Annotated in this window: 16 protein-coding genes; 5 read left to right on the forward strand and 11 right to left on the reverse strand. The window is 66.8% G+C overall.

The window, feature by feature from the left end:
- Positions 1-33 precede the first annotated feature (33 nt).
- The 4 genes from L1892_RS15990 to L1892_RS16005 all read right to left on the reverse strand — a co-directional run bounded on the left by L1892_RS15990 (position 34) and on the right by L1892_RS16005 (position 4,900).
- Positions 34-1,506, reverse strand: a complete 1,473-nt coding sequence (locus tag L1892_RS15990) for a nitrate/nitrite transporter (RefSeq protein ID WP_235724596.1) — start codon at positions 1,504-1,506, stop codon at positions 34-36.
- A 173-nt stretch (positions 1,507-1,679) separates the two neighbouring features.
- Positions 1,680-2,534: a TIGR02569 family protein gene (locus L1892_RS15995; RefSeq protein WP_235724597.1), complete on the reverse strand. Its 855-nt coding sequence runs from the start codon at positions 2,532-2,534 to the stop codon at positions 1,680-1,682.
- A 94-nt stretch (positions 2,535-2,628) separates the two neighbouring features.
- Positions 2,629-3,804, reverse strand: coding sequence for an adenylyltransferase/sulfurtransferase MoeZ (gene moeZ / locus L1892_RS16000; RefSeq protein ID WP_235724598.1), 1,176 nt, complete (start codon positions 3,802-3,804; stop codon positions 2,629-2,631).
- Between the two features lie 91 nt (positions 3,805-3,895).
- The gene (locus L1892_RS16005) at positions 3,896-4,900 is read right to left on the reverse strand and encodes a DUF3152 domain-containing protein (RefSeq protein ID WP_235724627.1); all 1,005 of its coding nucleotides are present in this window, start codon (positions 4,898-4,900) and stop codon (positions 3,896-3,898) included.
- Between the two features lie 210 nt (positions 4,901-5,110).
- Between L1892_RS16005 and fasR the strand changes: the two genes are divergently transcribed.
- Positions 5,111-5,773: an HTH-type transcriptional activator FasR gene (gene fasR / locus L1892_RS16010; protein ID WP_235724599.1), complete on the forward strand. Its 663-nt coding sequence runs from the start codon at positions 5,111-5,113 to the stop codon at positions 5,771-5,773.
- 112 nt (positions 5,774-5,885) lie between these two features.
- Here fasR and L1892_RS16015 read toward each other — a convergent pair whose 3' ends face one another.
- The gene (locus tag L1892_RS16015) at positions 5,886-6,119 is read right to left on the reverse strand and encodes a DUF3107 domain-containing protein (protein ID WP_235724600.1); all 234 of its coding nucleotides are present in this window, start codon (positions 6,117-6,119) and stop codon (positions 5,886-5,888) included.
- A gap of 149 nt (positions 6,120-6,268) precedes the next feature.
- Positions 6,269-6,973 (reverse strand): ferritin-like fold-containing protein, encoded by a 705-nt coding sequence (locus L1892_RS16020; RefSeq protein ID WP_235724601.1) that lies wholly within the window; start codon positions 6,971-6,973, stop codon positions 6,269-6,271.
- A 338-nt stretch (positions 6,974-7,311) separates the two neighbouring features.
- Between L1892_RS16020 and L1892_RS16025 the strand changes: the two genes are divergently transcribed.
- Positions 7,312-8,925 carry a DEAD/DEAH box helicase gene (locus tag L1892_RS16025; protein ID WP_235724602.1) on the forward strand — a complete coding sequence of 538 codons (1,614 nt, stop codon included), beginning with the start codon at positions 7,312-7,314 and terminating at the stop codon, positions 8,923-8,925.
- Between the two features lie 45 nt (positions 8,926-8,970).
- Complete coding sequence (locus L1892_RS16030; protein ID WP_235724603.1) at positions 8,971-10,257, forward strand: Rv3212 family protein; 1,287 nt, start codon at positions 8,971-8,973, stop codon at positions 10,255-10,257.
- 114 nt (positions 10,258-10,371) lie between these two features.
- Here L1892_RS16030 and L1892_RS16035 read toward each other — a convergent pair whose 3' ends face one another.
- The gene (locus L1892_RS16035; RefSeq protein ID WP_235724604.1) at positions 10,372-11,163 is read right to left on the reverse strand and encodes a ParA family protein; all 792 of its coding nucleotides are present in this window, start codon (positions 11,161-11,163) and stop codon (positions 10,372-10,374) included.
- Between the two features lie 95 nt (positions 11,164-11,258).
- Positions 11,259-11,693: a hypothetical protein gene (locus tag L1892_RS16040; RefSeq protein WP_235724628.1), complete on the reverse strand. Its 435-nt coding sequence runs from the start codon at positions 11,691-11,693 to the stop codon at positions 11,259-11,261.
- A gap of 147 nt (positions 11,694-11,840) precedes the next feature.
- Between L1892_RS16040 and L1892_RS16045 the strand changes: the two genes are divergently transcribed.
- On the forward strand, positions 11,841-12,809 hold the full coding sequence (locus tag L1892_RS16045; protein WP_235724605.1) for a diacylglycerol/lipid kinase family protein: 969 nt from the start codon (positions 11,841-11,843) through the stop codon (positions 12,807-12,809).
- Here L1892_RS16045 and L1892_RS16050 read toward each other — a convergent pair.
- Complete coding sequence (locus tag L1892_RS16050; RefSeq protein ID WP_235724606.1) at positions 12,722-13,990, reverse strand: MFS transporter; 1,269 nt, start codon at positions 13,988-13,990, stop codon at positions 12,722-12,724. The two genes, L1892_RS16045 and L1892_RS16050, sit on opposite strands and share 88 nt — an antisense overlap.
- A gap of 406 nt (positions 13,991-14,396) precedes the next feature.
- Here L1892_RS16050 and L1892_RS16055 point away from each other — a divergent pair, with 406 nt between their 5' ends.
- Positions 14,397-14,651, forward strand: a complete 255-nt coding sequence (locus L1892_RS16055; RefSeq protein ID WP_005170735.1) for a WhiB family transcriptional regulator — start codon at positions 14,397-14,399, stop codon at positions 14,649-14,651.
- A gap of 106 nt (positions 14,652-14,757) precedes the next feature.
- Here the strand turns inward: L1892_RS16055 and L1892_RS16060 are convergent, their stop codons facing one another.
- Complete coding sequence (locus tag L1892_RS16060; RefSeq protein WP_235724607.1) at positions 14,758-16,263, reverse strand: sensor histidine kinase; 1,506 nt, start codon at positions 16,261-16,263, stop codon at positions 14,758-14,760.
- Positions 16,264-16,318: 55 nt separating this feature from the next.
- Positions 16,319-16,534 carry a biotin/lipoyl-binding carrier protein gene (locus L1892_RS16065; RefSeq protein ID WP_235724608.1) on the reverse strand — a complete coding sequence of 72 codons (216 nt, stop codon included), beginning with the start codon at positions 16,532-16,534 and terminating at the stop codon, positions 16,319-16,321.
- Between the last annotated feature and the right edge of the window lie 46 nt (positions 16,535-16,580).

A 16,580-nucleotide genomic window follows, 5' to 3' on the forward strand; every position in this document is an offset into this window, starting at 1 on the left:
GGTTACTCCTTGTTGATTCTGAGCTGGTCTGGCTCAGGCCATCGCCTTGTCGGCGGGCCCGGAGCCGTCTGTCGTCTCGCCGGCACCGACCGTGTCGGCGGCGACCTGCAGATCGGTGGTCTCGCTGATCACCATCGGACGTCGGACGTAGAACACGTAGGTGATGACTCCAGCGAGAACGTAGAAGCCCATGAAGATCCAAAAGGCAACGGTCGCCGACTGATTCGACTGATAACTCGCCCGCAGCACCAGGTTGATGCCGACGCCACCGAGACCGCCTGCCGCACCGGCGATGCCGATGAGGGCACCGGACATGCTGCGCGACCACTTGGTCTTGCCCAACGCGTTCAGGCCGGTGAGCTCCTTGGACTTGTTCTCCCAGATGGTCGGGATGATCTTGTAGACCGAACCGTTTGAGATTCCCGAGAGCAGGAACAGCAGGATGAAGCCGACGACGAATGCGCTGAGCACACCCCCGCTGATCTGACCATTGCTGTCGGCGACGGTGCCGGCGATGACCAGGATCGCGGCGGACAGCGTCATCGCGGCAAAGCAGTACAACGTCACCTTGCCGCCGCCGACGCGGTCGGCGAGTTTGCCACCGTAGGGGCGCGACACAGAGCCGAGCAGCGGCCCGATCCAGGCGATCGTGGCGGCGGCCAGCGCGGGCTTCTCGGCGCCGGCCTCGGTGAAGCTGATGTTGAGGACCTGCGCGAAAGCGAATCCGAAACCGATGAACGATCCGAAGGTGCCGATGTAGAGCAGGCAGATCAGCCAGGTGTCCTTGTGCCGGAGGCAGTCGATCATCGCGCGGCCGCTGGAAGTCTGGTGATCGAGGTTGTCCATGTAGATCGCCGCGCCGACACCGGCCACGGCGAGAGCCACCAGATAGATGGCACAGACGATCTCAGGCTGATCGGAGGCGAGCCAGATGACCGCGAGGCCGATGAGCTGCACCACCGGCACACCGATGTTGCCGCCGCCGGCGTTGAGACCCAGCGCCCAGCCCTTGAGCCGCTGCGGATAGAAGGCGTTGATGTTGGTCATCGACGAGGCGAAGTTGCCGCCACCGAAACCGGTCAGTGCGGCGACGCCGAGGAACCAGCCGAATCCGAACTCGCCCGGGTTCATCATCAGCATCATGGTCAGCGCCGTCGGGATCAGCAGCACGATGGCGCTGAAGATCGCCCAGTTGCGGCCACCGAACCGCGCGGTCGCCTGGGTGTAGGGAATGCGCAGGCAGGAGCCGACGAAAGTGGCGGTCGCCGCGATGATGAACTTCTGATCGAGGCTGATGCCATACTCCGGTCCCATGAACAGGGCCATCACCGAGAACAGCGACCACACCGAGAAGCCGACGTGCTCGCAGATCACCGACCACACCAGGTTTCGCTTGGCGATGGCGGCGTTGCCGTTGTCCCAGGCAGTGCGGTCCTCGGGATCCCAGTCGGTGATCCGGTGGTCACGCGCGAGCGCGGTCCGCACGGATGCGGGAAGTACGGGCATGAGTCATCCAATCGTTGTTGTGGACGCAGTGACCGACGACTCTGTCGGACGATTGGACTCAAAGTTAGGCAGCGTGTGTTGCCGGGATTTTCCCTCGCGTGACCGAAGAGTCACGTTGTGCTCACATCGCGAGGGCGCGCGTGTGAGAAGGACCAGAAGACTCTGACCTGCGCCTACAGCATCAAGCGCACGAGATCCACGACCCGCTGCAGCCCGGGTAGTGCGCCGGCGGTGGCACGCGGATGTAACGCGTGGACCGCCAGACGGAACATGGTTGCCCGCAGCATCATCTGCGGCCATTCCGGCTGATCCGCCCAGCGTCGCACGAGGTCGTCGTCAGCGCCACCCCAGGCGAGCGAATCCACCACAACCACCGCTGACGCCCAGGACGCGGGCCGCCAGTACGGCACGATGTCGGTGATGCCCGGCGCGGCGGCACCGGCGAACAGGACGGTGCCGAAAAGGTCACCGTGCACCACTTGCGACTGCAGCGACACGTTCTTACGAAGGGTGGCAAGGGTTTTCAGCATCTCGACGCTCTGCGCACCATCCGGCGACGTCGGCTCCCCCATGCCGGCCGCCCGGGCCGTGCGCAACGGGACGTCCTCCCACGCCGCACGATCGGCGGCGGTGAACACGTCGACGTCGGTATGCGGCGGCGCCGGCGATTGCAACAGGAACCGTGGCCGGTCCAGCGTTGCGGTGGCCGCATGCAGGCGATCGGCCACCAGGACGACCTCGTCGTGCCGCGGCTCTGGCGCACCGGCGATATAGGTATCCGCTCGCCACCCGGACACAACATATCGGCCGTCGGTGGCGCGGAACGGTCGCGCGATCCGCAACCCCTCGACGTAGAGCGATTCACGGACCGACGCCGACCATGCGGCCCGCGCGTGGTCGGGCACCAAGGACAAGACGACTTCACCGACCCGCCAACCGCCGACCCAGGAATCGCCCATCTGAATCGGCGGATGTGCGGTCAGCCCGAACGTGTTCAGCACGTGTTCGGGCGGCTCGACGGTGTTCACATCTGCAGAGATTACCGAGCGATGCAGGCAGAATGCGGCAACGACGCGGGCATCTGGTCTCCAATCAAGTCCCGGACCACATGAACGCGCCCGATCAGTAGACCGGCAGCGTCTTGTCCACCTGGTTGGCCCACGCGGTGACCCCGCCCTGCAAGTGCGTGGCATCGGCGAACCCTGCGCGCTTGAGCGCGGCGAGCGCTTCTGCCGAGCGAACACCGGTCTTGCAGTAGAGCACCGTTGGGCGATCCTGCGGCAACTTGGCGAGTCCGACACCGGACAGGATCTCGTCCTTGGGGATGAGCGTGGCACCGTCGATGTGGACGATGTCCCACTCCACCGGCTCCCGGACATCGATGAGAGCGACACGATCGCCGGCGTCGATCTTCTCCTTGAGCTCTGCGGCGGTCAGCGTCGAACCGTCCACGGCATCGGCGGCCTCATCGGAGACCACCCCGCAGAAGTCGTCGTAGTCGATGAGCTCGGTGACCCGCTCACCCTCGGGGTCCTTGCGGATCTTGATGGTGCGGTAGCTCATGTCCAGGGCGTCGTAGACCATCAGGCGACCCAGCAGCGGTTCACCGATGCCACAGATCAACTTGATCGCCTCGGTACCCATGATCGATCCGATCGAGGCGCACAGAATGCCGAGCACACCGCCCTCGGCGCACGAGGGCACCATGCCGGGCGGCGGCGCCTGCGGATACAGATCTCGGTAGTTGAGGCCGCGCCCGTCCGGCGCGTCCTCCCAGAACACCGACGCCTGACCCTCGAACCGGTAGATCGACCCCCACACGTACGGCTTGTGCGCGAGCACGGCGGCATCGTTGACGAGGTAACGCGTCGCGAAGTTGTCGGTGCCGTCGAGGATCAGGTCGTACTGGGAGAACAGTTCGATGGCGCCTTCGGGTTCCAGGCGCTCGTCGTGCAGGTTGACCGTGACGAACGGGTTGATCTCGAGGATGGAGTCGCGGGCGCTCTCTGCTTTGGGCCGGCCGATGTCGGACTGTCCGTGGATGACCTGACGCTGCAGATTGGACTCGTCGACCACGTCGAACTCGACGATGCCGATGGTGCCGACACCCGCGGCAGCCAGGTACAGCAGCGTGGGTGATCCCAAACCACCCGCGCCGATCACCAGCACCTTGGCATTCTTCAACCGCTTCTGGCCGTCCATCCCCACATCCGGGATGATCAGGTGGCGGCTGTATCGGGCCACCTCTTCGTTGGACAGTTCCGCTGCAGGTTCCACCAGCGGGGGCAAGGACGACACGGGCGCCTCCTCCTACGTCGTTGTTCGAGAGCGGTCTGCTGATCACAACAGCCGCGGCGGCACGGTCATTCCGCAGCCACGGATGGCCGCATCACAGGTCGGGGAACGGCCACGGATTCGGCTTGCACACATAGCTGCGATTCGCCTGCATATCGGGGTCGAGCGCCATGATCTCGCTGTTGGCCACCCCGAACGACTGCTGCATCATCACCGGCGCCAGCGCGCCGTTCTCTTTACACGGTTCATGCGCCTCGTACCCGATGCCGTGCCCTGTCTCGTGGTTGATCAGGTACTGCCGGTAGAGAAGGTCGTCACCCTGATATGAGATGGCACCACGTACCCAGCGCGCCTCGTTGAGCGTCACCCGCTCCTCCGGCGGATAGAAGCACGACGTCTCCAGCTGGATCTGGTAGCCGCACAACTCACGTGTCGTGGCCGGCGATGCCAGCGTGATGCGCAGGTCCGGCTCACCGGAGTCAATGCGTCGGAAGCTGACCTTCCCGTCCCCGATCCAACTGCGCGGATTCGCCAGGGTCGCGTCGACCATCTTCGCGAACGACCGATCGCCGCCGAAGTCCTGCGCGTTGATGCCGTTCTCGACCTCGACGGTGTAGGTGTAGACCTCGCCGCCGGTGCCGACCTGCTTGCCGGCCCCGGGCACCACGTGGTAGACCTCACGCCCCTTTTCGGTGTACGGCCCGCCGGCGGGCAGTGTCCCGGCGGGCAATGCCTCGGGTTGGATGGTTCCGGTCGGGGCACCGATCGGCCCGGTCTCCTTGCTCACGTCGGTGTTGCGTGAGGCCGCATCGGGGTTGACGTCCGCGGCGGGCACGAAGGCGGTGTCGTCGGCGGACCGCACGGTGACCACGATGAGCACGACGGTCAGCACGATCAAGACCGGGATGGCATAGGCGCGCCACCCATAGGTGGCGACGAACCGACCCAATGCGCTCTGTTTCTTGCGCTCGGGCTGAGCATCGCGATCGACCCGGATCCGTCCGCTGTCGTCGGTGGGATCCCACCGGGCACGCAGTGGTTGGTCCGGCTTCGGTCTGGCCCGCGGGGGCTCCGCCGACGACCCGGCACCGGTGCGTATGCCCGTGGTCGTGCCGGTTGTCCGCCCGGCCCCGATCCCCCCACCGGTCGCGCCGGGCCCTCCGGCCCCGGGGTAGGGCGAGTTCGGCCCGCCTCCTGGGTGACTCACAGCTCAACCTTCTCACAGGTAAACGCGCAGGCGTGGAACGGTGTGTCGCGATGGGGCCGTGCGGCCACGGGACCCGGCATCGTCGCCGAGTACGCTCTACCCATGTCGACCACCACAAACCCGTCGAACGGTGCCGCGCGCAACACCCGACTGCCGCGCAGTGCCCGGCGTATGCAGCTGCTCGATGCAGCGAGCGAGATCTTTGTGGAGCGCGGCTACCACTCTGCAGGCATGGACGAGATCGCCGTGCATGCCGGAGTCAGCAAGCCGGTGCTGTATCAGCACTTCCCGTCGAAACTGGACCTCTACATCGCCGTCGTCGACTCCCACGCCGAGAAGCTCGTCAGCGACGTCAACCGCGCGCTGCTGACCACGACCGACAACAAGCAGCGCGTGCGTGCCGCGGTGGAGGCATTCTTCGACTTCATCGACCAGGACAACTCCGGCTACCGGCTCATCTTCTCCTCCGACGCCAAGGACCCCGCTGTGATCCGGCGGGTGGAGGGAGCCACCGAGGCATGCGTCGACGCGGTCTACGGGCTGGTCATGCACGACTCCGGCCTCGACCCGTACCGCTCGCGGATGCTGGCTGCGGGGCTGGTCGGCGCAAGCCAGGTCAACGCCCGCTACTGGCTCGAGGCCAAACGCCCGGTCGACAAGCGGGCCGCGGTGGACACCACGGTCGCCCTGTTGTGGGGCGGGCTGTCCCACGTGCCGTTGCAGGGCATCGGGACGGGCGACGACGACTCCGACGACCTGGCCTGAGAAGCTCCGAGAAGCGCTCGATACCGCCGCGCTCTCCCCGGAGCCGGCTGCGGAAACGACTTCGGCCGCCGTCGACACTCATCGACAGCGGCCGTACATCGGAGCCAATGGGTCAGGAGGCGACGAAGCCCACCCGCCGGTTCTCGGTACTGCCCACCTCGACGTAGGCGATTTTCGTCACCGGCACCAAGAAGCGCGCGCCCTTGTCGTCGGTGAGCGCGAGCAGTTGTCCGGAACCCGACAGCGCCGCCTCGACCTCCGAGTACGCCTTGTCACTGGTGAGCGTGGTCTGGATGGACAGCTCACGAGGACTGTCGGTGATTCCGATCTTCACTTCAACGGCCATGGCCACCCTTCCGAAGGTCATCCGCCGCGTCGCGGCCAACCGCGCACACGGCACTCAACTGTCTGCTGATCCAGGCTAGATCAGACCCGATCGCCGACGACATCGGCTCCGCTCACAGCGCAACACGCGAAGCCTCGACCCCACCCGACCTATCCACCGAGACCGAGTTCGGCCATCCGGGTGGCGTGGTCGGCGGTGATCGCATCGAAGAATCCGGCAATACCCTGAAGCGATGCCGAACCGGCGAACAGCAGGTCGGTGACCTCCTCCTCGGCGGCGAGCACCCACTGGGCGTGCGTGACGGCCTCGCCGAGCAATCTCCGGCCCCACAGGATCAGCGGCGATCTCAAGGACGGGTCGGCGGCGACGGCGGCCGCGACCTGGTCGCGCGCGAACCGGGAGTTGGCCGTCTCGGCCATCACCTCGCGGATGACGGTCTGCGCATCGGCGGGCAGAACTCCCGAGACCTCGGTGTAGAAGTCGGCCGCGAGCCCGTCGCCCACATACGCCTTCACCAGCGCCTCATACCAGGTCTTCGGGGTGGTAACACGGTGGTAGTCGTCAAAGATCGATCGGTAACGCTCGACCGCCGCGATCGGGTCGATGCCGCGCGCGCAGACCTGCTCGGCCAACGTGTCGTAGTGATTGATCTCCGACGCCGCCATCCGGGCGATGGCCACCTTGCTCGCGACGTCGGGTGCCATCCGGGACTCGTCGATGAGGCGATAGAAAGCCGCGTATTCACCGGCCAGCAAGACGGCGAACAACTTGCCGATGGCACCGCCATCGACGCTGGTCGCAGCGGTATCTGCGGGATCGGGGGAAACTCCGGATGGGTGCGGCGCAGTCGACATGCTGGTGATGGTATGCGGGCTCTCGACGTTCACCAAGTACACTGGACGACGGTGCACTGACGCGATCATGACGATTCGGTGGCGAACCGACCGGCAACGACTCATCACGGCCGGGCGGAGCGGCCCTTTCATCGCGCGGTCACCGGACAATGTGCGCGCACTGGTCGCCGGGTGACACTGCCCGAGCGGAGCCACCACACAGTCACCGAACGCGGTTTGCGCGGTCCGTCCCGGACCCACCGACGCGGCCCGACCAGGGCCCTTCCGGCGCAGGCCGCTCGACCCCACTGTGGTGCCTTTCGTGCGTGCGTGAAATGCAGAAAGGCATACAACCTCACATGAGCGATACCACCGGGACCAACTCCCGTGACGACGTCCAGACGACGATCGTCGACGAAACCCACACCTCCCCCACCTTCGCCGAACTCGGCGTGCACGACAGCATCGTCGAGGCACTCGCCGACGACGGCAAGACACATACCTTCGCGATCCAGGAGCTGACGCTTCCCCTGGCCCTGTCCGGGGACGACCTGATCGGTCAGGCCCGTACCGGCATGGGCAAGACCTACGGGTTCGGCGTACCGATGATGCATCGTCTCGCGACTGCCGAGGCATCGGGTCTCCGCCCACTCGACAACACTCCGCGCGCCCTGGTCATCGTGCCGACCCGCGAGCTGTGTCTGCAGGTGACCGGCGACCTCGAGGTCGCGGCCAAGAAGCTCGACGTCACCCTCGCCGACGGCACCACCCGTCCGCTCAAGATCACCTCGATCTACGGCGGGCGCCCCTACGAGTCGCAGATCGCCGACCTCAAGTCGGGCGTCGACTTGGTCGTCGGCACTCCCGGCCGCCTGCTCGATCTCGCCCAGCAGGGCCACCTCATCCTCGGCAAGGTCGGCGTGCTGGTGCTCGACGAGGCCGACGAGATGCTCGATCTCGGGTTCCTGCCCGATATCGAACGCATCATGGCAGCCCTGCCCACACCCCGGCAGACCATGCTCTTCTCGGCCACCATGCCGGGTCCGATCGTCACCTTGGCCCGCACGTTCCTGCACCGCCCGACCCACATCCGCGCCGAACACGCCAATGACTCGGCCGTCCACGAGCGGACCACGCAGTTCATCTACCGCGCCCACGCACTCGACAAGGCCGAACTGGTCGCACGCATTCTGCAGGCCGAGGGCCGGGGCGCCACGATGATCTTCACCCGCACCAAGCGCACGGCACAGAAGGTCGCCGACGACCTCGCCGAACGCGGTTTCTCCGTCGGCGCGGTACATGGTGACCTCGGACAGGTCGCGCGCGAGAAAGCACTCAAGCGTTTCCGCAACGGTGACATCAACGTGCTCGTGGCCACCGACGTCGCAGCCCGCGGCATCGACGTGGAGGATGTCACCCACGTCATCAACTATCAGTGCCCGGAGGACGACAAGACCTACGTGCACCGCATCGGCCGCACCGGACGTGCCGGCCGGACCGGCATCGCGATCACCCTGGTCGACTGGGATGAGCTGCATCGCTGGGAGCTGATCAACTCGGCGCTGGGTCTCGATGTGCCGGCGCCGGTGGAGACCTACTCGACCTCGGAGCATCTGCGCGAAGAGCTCTCGATCCCGGAATCGGCCACCGGACGAATCGCCACGCCGAAGCCATCCGGTGAGCGCGAGGAGCGCACGAGCAGGTCGCAGCGTCCGAAGTCGAACCGGGTGCGTCGACGTACCCGCGGCGGCAAGTCCTCCGACGGAGCGGCGCGGTCCTCGGACGACGCCGCCGACAATCAGACGTCGGGCAAGAACACCACAGACGCGGGGGCCGGTGCGGCCGACGGTAGCGATTCCGCCGGCGGTGAGCGCCCGCGTCGACGTCGTCGTCGTCGCGGCAGCGCCAAGCGCGGTGCTGCGTCGGGCGACTCACAGCCGGAGAAGACCACGACCGTCGCCGCAGCCGAGTGACCCGTTTCGGCGCTGGTCGACGTGTGAGTGGCGACCGGAGGGCACGTGGCCCGTATTCGACCTGAGCGTCGCACCCCGGTCGACCTGGCGGTCACCGCGGCGATCATCGTGGTCACCGTCGTCGTCGGACTGCTCGTCTGGGCGAACAGTCCGGTCCGGCAGACCGAGAGCGTTCAAGCCGTCGCGCCGGTACCCGAGGTCGAGCCGTCGGCGCAGGTGCCCACGGCCCTCACACCTTCGTGGCGGGCGCAGTCGCCGGCCACCCGGATCCCGGCCGTCGCGAACTCGACCGTGGTGACCGCCGACGGCGGCACCGTGGCGGGCCGCGACCCGCGGACCGGACGCGAACTGTGGCGCTACACCCGGAACCTGGACTTGTGCGCGGCGATCGCGGCGTGGCCGGCGAGCAACAACAAGGTGCTCGCCGCCTACCGCAACTCGCGCGGTTGTGGCGAGATCACCGCACTCGACGCTTCCTCGGGACAGCGTGCGGGCGGCCGCAGCAGTGACGCCGACGATCGGGTCCGACTCCTGTCGGACTCCGGTTACGTTGTCTCCCAGGGCCCTACACGTCTGGAGACGTGGGGGTCGAATCTGGTGCGCGGAATCGAGTACGGCCGGGTGGATGCACCGGTGAACCCGGATGTGCAGCCGGGCCGCTCTGACTGCCAGTTGCTGTCGTCCGCGGTCGGTGGTAGCCGCGTCGCGGTCATCGAGCGCTGCGCCGATGACCCTGGCTACCGGTTGACCGTGCTCGGTGCCGTCCTCGACGACGATGAAGATGTGCAGCAGTACGGTTCATCGATAATCACCGATGGTTCAGCGGGCCCACCGCCGATCCTGATCGCGATGACCAGTTCGACCATCGCGGTCTACGACGGCGGCGGCGACCCGCCGCTTCCCGCCGCGGACACCCCGACGCCTGACGGCAATCGAACGCCGACGATCCGGCAGTTCTCCTCGGACGGAGCACCCACCGCCACGAACACCGTCAACGGGGTGCAAGCACCCCCCGGTGATGGAGTCGTCGTCACCGGCGGCGGCCTGACCACCTTCTACACCGGCACGGCCACCGTGGTGCTGGACGCTTCCGATCTTCGGCCCATCTACCAGATCCCCGGCACCATCGGGACGGGCGAGGTCATGGCCGGCCAGCTGCTCCTGCCGACCGCCGACGGCGTCAGCGTCCGCGACGGGGCCACCGGCCGCGAACTGCGCGCGATGACCCTGCCGCGAGACGGCCGCCGCGACGAGCCGGTGGCTCTGCGGGTGCTGGGCGCCGACGTCATCGAACAGTGGGGGCCAACCGTCACGTCCTACTCCCCTGCCTGATCCCGGCCGTACGATGCCGGGTCGTCACACACCCCGCTCGGGAGCATCGTCGGCGCTGCGCACCCGGCTGGTCACGCAGGAGCGCTGCGCCGCTCGTAGATACAGATTCAGACGTCAGGCGGTGTCGAAAGTCTGGACCGGTGTCCCGGCCTCCCAATGCTTCCAGAGATTCTCCGCCAGTCCACGATAAGCGTTGGCGCCCTTGTTCTTCCGGCCGCGCATCACCGACGTGCCCGACGCCGACGCCTCGGCGAACCGCACCGTACGCGGTATCGGTGGGTCCAGAACCGGCAGGTCGTAGCGGTCGGCGACATCACCGAGCACGTCACGGCTGTGGGTGGTGCGCGCGTCATAGAGGGTGGCCACCGCGCCCAGGGTCGTCAACGCCGGGTTGGTGATCTGTTGCACCTCGTTGACTGTGCGCAACAGTTGCCCGACGCCGCGGTGGGCCAGCGTCTCGCACTGCAGCGGAACCACCACCTCGTCGGCGGCGGTGAGCCCGTTGAGGGTGAGCACACCCAGTGACGGTGGACAGTCGATCAGGATGACGTCGTAGTCCTCGGCGACCTCTGCGAGTGCGCGTTTGAGGGCGTACTCCCGCCCCGGCCGCATCAACAACAACGCCTCGGCGCCGGCCAGGTCGATGGTCGCCGGCAACAGCGTCACGTTGTCGTCGGTGTCGAGCAACACGTCGGCGATCTCCTCCTCGCCCAACAACACGTCGTGCACCGACGACTCCAGCTGGTCGGGGTCGTGCCCGAGTGAGAAGGTAAGACAGCCTTGGGGATCGAGATCCACGACGAGTACCGACACGTCAAGGTCGGCCAGCGCCGCGCCCAATGACGCGACAGTGGTGGTCTTGGCGACCCCACCCTTCTGATTCGCGATGGCCAGCATGCGGGTCATGGCCTCAACTGTACGGCCGATCACTCACCCCGTCTGGGGTAACCCGCGTTACCGACCGGCCCGAGTCGAACCGGCCGTGATCGGTACCGCCCGGGTCAGCGTCGTCGTCGCGAGCCGGCTCCCGACTCGGGGGTGTCGTCGGTGGTGTACTCGCCGACCAGCCATCGCGTGGATGCCGGACTGAAGATCAGCACCAGCACGGCCAGCGCCGCGATGGCCAGTGGGATACCGAACCACGGCTGCCCGCTGTCGGTCAGCAGCGCATAGGCAACCGGCAGTAGCAGGATCTGGGCGACCACCGAAATCGCTCGTCCCCATCGGCGACCTGTCAGCAGGGCGATGCCGCCGATCAACACTCCGCCGCCGATGATGCCGAACCATGCCGCAGTGCCGTAGCCGCTGATGAACGCCTCCCGATGGCCCGCCGCCTCGCGGATGGCGAGAACAATCGCGACGACGACGGCGACGGCGCCCTCCAGCGCGGTCACCGCACCGGCCGCCCGCACGGTGGTCGGCGGTCGCTGCGCCACCGCGGAATCGGCCCCCGACTGCCCGTCACCACCTGTTGCGCGACCGGCGCCCTGCTTGCTGCTCACCACTCCAGACTATGGGTGGCGAGCGACAACGGAGATGGGCGGGTGCACGTCACACGCCCGGACCCCATATCGTGGGATCTCGTGCGCATGATGCTCATCGTCAATCCCTTCGCCACCGCGACCACCCCGGCCGGCCGCGACGCTCTGGCGCACACGCTGAGTTCACGGTTCGCCCTCGACGTCGAGCACACCACCCATCGTGGTCACGCCCACGAGCTGGCCGCCCGTGCGGTCGACGAAGGATTCGACGTGGTGCTCGTCCACGGTGGCGATGGCTCGGTCAACGAAGCGGTCAACGGCATCCTGGGGCCGCCGAGCACCATGCCAGATCCCGACCGCCGGCTGCCGGCGCTCGGCGTCATCCCGGGCGGCAGTGCCAACGTCTTCGCGCGCACCCTGGGTATCGAACCCGATCCACTCGCGGCGACCGCTCAGCTCAGTGGACTGCTAGAGGGCGGCGGGTGCCGGCGCATCGGCCTGGGACACACCCGCGATCGGTGGTTCCTGTTCAACACCGGTATGGGAATGGATGCCGTCGTCGTGCATGCGATGGAGGACAAGCGGCATGCCGGCAAGGCGGCCACGCCGATGCGCTACCTGTGGACGACTGTCGCGTCCTTCCTGCGCAATGCGATGGACCGTTCGTCGTTCACCGTCGAATTGCCCGGCCTCGACCCGATCGACGGCGTCCGGTTTGCGTTCGTGTCGAACACGAGTCCGTGGACCTACCTGGGCGACTTCGAGATCCGCACCAATCCGACGACCGGCTTCGACACGCGACTCGGGGTGTTCGCGGCCACGTCGACAGGCGTCGCCCGCAATATCCCGCTGGCCGCCCGGCTGCTCAGCCATCGCACGCCGAAAGCGCGCCATCTGCATCGCAACGACGACGTCGCCTGGGTGCGGTTCCGCGCCGAGGAACCCATCGACGTCCAGATGGACGGCGACTACATCGGCGCCCATCATGCGGTCGATTTCGGGTATCGCGCCGACGCTCTCGCCGTGGTGGCCCCCACCCCGACGCCGAGCAGCACACCCAGCACGGCATAGGGCACCGCCGCGACGGCGAACAACACCGATGGGGGCCACCAGCCCGATCCCAGCGCCCAGGCACCGAACGCCACCACAGCGATCACCTCCTCCCCCACGCCGACCACCGACGAGGTGGTGGCCCTTACTTCGGACCGAACCCGCCGTTGCATCATCGCCTCGGCCATCACGAACGCCCAGCCGAAGATCGCGAAGGCACCCGCAACCACCACGATTCCGGCCGGATGGGCCCACCACGAGCCGACTGCCAGTGCCGCTGCGCCCAAGAGCAGCCACGGCGCCGTGCCCCGCGCGGTGAGCCGCTCGACTCGGGTCCGGTGTGCCGCCCAGCCACCGACGATGTCCCCGACGGCAACCACGATCATCGCAACGGGGACCCCGATGGAAGGGGGCCACCCCCACCGGCCCCCATGCCACATCTCGTCGGCGAGCAGCGGCAGATACTCGTCGAGTGCCGATACCCAGGTGAGCGCGATCACCAGCAGAAACAGCCCGCCCAACGCCCGGTCGGTGCACAGCATGCGGATGGCCGTCACCGAGACGGTCCACGCAACGCCGTGTTCGGCATCCGTTTCCCGGTCGGCTCCGTCGCCGTTGCCTCGCGCGAGATCGTGGACGTCACCGACGGGTGCCCGCTCTTCGGGCAGTGCCCACGACGCGACCGCGCAGACCACGCACGCCGCGACGCTCCCCGCGCCGGCCGCCTGATATCCGCCCCACGCCGCCAACGGCACCGCCGAGACCGTGCCCACGAGCACACCGCAGGCACCGAATGCGCGCAGTCGGCCGGCCAGCGCCGAATAGCGCACGGCGTGCCCTCGGGCGGCCAGGGTGTCGTAGAGCAGCGCTTGCGTCGTGCCGGAGCGCAGCGCCGAGCCCGCCGACCACAACACGAAGCCCGCAGCGAACGCCCCGAACGACGGCCACCAGGTCCACAGCGCAAAGCCTGCCCCGGTCACCAGCGGACCCACGACGAGCAGGGGGCGACGCGAGACACGGTCGGCAAGGAGCCCGGTCGGGATCTCGAAGAGAAAGGAGCACGCCGACCAGATGATGAACAGCACGGAGATCGACGCGGGTGAGAGTCCGGCCCCGACGACGTCGGGGTCGGCGAACATGACCGCATACAGTGGGTAGAGCGGGATCGCGTCCTCGGCCAGTGCCGCGACCGAGGCGGCCACGCTCAGCCGGTCGGCGCCCTCAGCCCGTCGCCGGGAGCGCGGTCGGTGTGATGAGGATCAACGTCGTCGTCGTGGCATGCCTCACAGACTACCGACTATGACTCGAAGACCACCAGGGATTTCTTTCGGCGACCAGCGAAAATCACACCAAAGCAGCCACAAACCCGAGTAGAGTAGTACATCGGTGCGCAACCAAGTGCAGCCACCCCCCTCGGGGAGGGTCACCGAACAGTGATATTGCACACGTGTTAACGGAACACCATTGACTTCGCCTGGATTCGTGAAAGTATTCACAAGCAACAGTGCGGAAACATTTGGTGGGTCCGCGTGAACTAGCGGTTACAGCCACAACAAACCAGACATTGGTAGTTGTCGAGTGGTGCGTCAAGCACCTGAAGGAGAAGGAATGGACTGGCGTCACAAAGCAATCTGTCGCGACGAAGATCCGGAGCTGTTCTTCCCGGTGGGGACCAGCGGACCGGCCATCGCACAGATCGCTGATGCGAAGCTCGTCTGCGCCCGGTGCCCCGTCACGGCCGAATGCCTCTCGTGGGCCCTGGAGTCCGGGCAGGACGCAGGCGTCTGGGGAGGAATGAGCGAGGACGAGCGGCGCGCGCTCAAACGGCGCACCGCGCGGACGCGGACGCGGAGCAGCGTCTGACAGGGGCCACAGCCTCCAGTCGCCACGGCGACATCGAAGAGACCCGGCCCCGGCCGGGTCTCTTCGTCTGTGGGACATACGATCTCGGCCATCAGCAGGTTCGCTTTCAGCGCAACGGGATCGTCACACTCACCTCGGCGCCCCGGCCCGCGGGATTCGCTCCCATGGCCAGGGTGCCACCGAGTTCGATCGACACCATGGTCTGCACGATCTGCAGGCCGAGTCGATCCGAGGTGCTCATGTCGAAATGAGCGGGTAGCCCGAAACCATTGTCACGTATGGCGATACGGAGTGTTCGGACATCCCGGTGGGCCACGATCTCGATCTCGCTGTCGGCGGCGCCATCATCGAAGCCGTGCTCGATCGCGTTCTGGATCAGTTCTGTGAGCACCATCACCAGCGGCATCGCGAGCTCCGCCGAGAGCACACCGAGTCGATCACGATGCCGCACTTGCACTCTGGCATCCCTGGAGGCGACGTCGACCAGGATCGGCACCAACCGATCGACGACCTCGTCGAGATCAACCTCCTCGTCGACACTGCCGGAGAGCAATTCGTGCACGAGGGCGATAGACGCCACCCTGCGTACCGCCTCGGTCAGCGCGCCGCGCGCCTCCGGGTTGGAGGTGCGCCGTGCCTGCAGACGCAACAGCGCCGACACCGATTGCAAATTGTTCTTGACCCGATGGTGGATCTCGCGGATCGTCGCATCCTTGCTGATCAACGCGAGGTCACGTCGTTTGACCTCGGTGACGTCGCGGATCAACACCACCGCACCGGTATCGACGGCCCGCGGATGCAGCGGTACCGCACGGATGAGCACGGTCGCCCGACTGGCATCGGCCTCCATCCGCATCCCGACGTCGCGGTACGGCGTCACCGGCGGCGCGGTGACCCCCGCTGCCGCATCGATCATGGTGGCCACGTCCTCGGATTCGAACCGATCGGTCAACAACGCCGACGTCACCTCCGACAGCCGGGTGTGCGTCAGTTCCGCACTCCACCCCATCCGGTGGAACGCAGACAACGCATTGGGGCTGGCATAGACGACCATCCCGTGCTCGTCGACCCGGACGAATCCGTCACCCGCGCGGGGTGTGGACAGACCGCGCGGATTGCCCTCTTGATGCGGAAAGGTCCCATCGGCGACCATCTGACACAGATCGTTCGCCGAGTCCTGATAGGCCAGCTCGAGAGGTGACGGCAACCGTGGATGGGTCAGATCCACCGCGCGCGTGAGAACCGCGATCGCTCCGTCGGCGCCGGGAAACCCCACCGGAACCGCTTCGCGACGAATCGCCACCGAACCGAACCACTCCGGGTCCTCGTCACGCAACACCCGGTCGGCGAAGAATGCCCGGTCCAGTTGCGAATTCATCGCGCGGTCGGCCACCGAACCGACCTCATCGCTCGGAAAGACGGTCGACGCGGTGTTCGGGCGACATTGTGCCACCGTCACCATGTCGCCGTTCTCGGTCCGCACCGACATCAGCAGGTCCGCGAACGACAGATCGGCCAGTAACTGCCATTCCGCGACCAGACGCTGCAGGTGGGCTGCCGCGGCGTCGGACAGCTGCGTGTGTTCTGCCAGAAGATCTGCCAGCGTCGACATAGCTGGGGCTACTCAGCCGAGCGGTCCGGCGAACGCAATCGCCTGCCCGCACCGTTCATTCGTAGACGGCGATGATGTCGCCGGCCTGGATCACATCGCCGACCACGACCTTGACATCGGCCAAGGTGCCCGGTTCCTCCGCCAGGACCGGGATCTCCATCTTCATCGATTCGAGGAGCACCAGGGTGTCGCCCACCTCGACCTGCTGCCCGGCGCTCGCCCGTACTTCCAGCACGCTGGCGACGATCTCCGCCACGACGTCTTCAGCCATGGTCATAACCTAGCCGACGCACACGGCGGCGCGACGACAGGCGATT

The sequence above is a fragment of the Gordonia tangerina genome (assembly GCF_021556435.1).
Classification (GTDB): domain Bacteria; phylum Actinomycetota; class Actinomycetes; order Mycobacteriales; family Mycobacteriaceae; genus Gordonia; species Gordonia tangerina.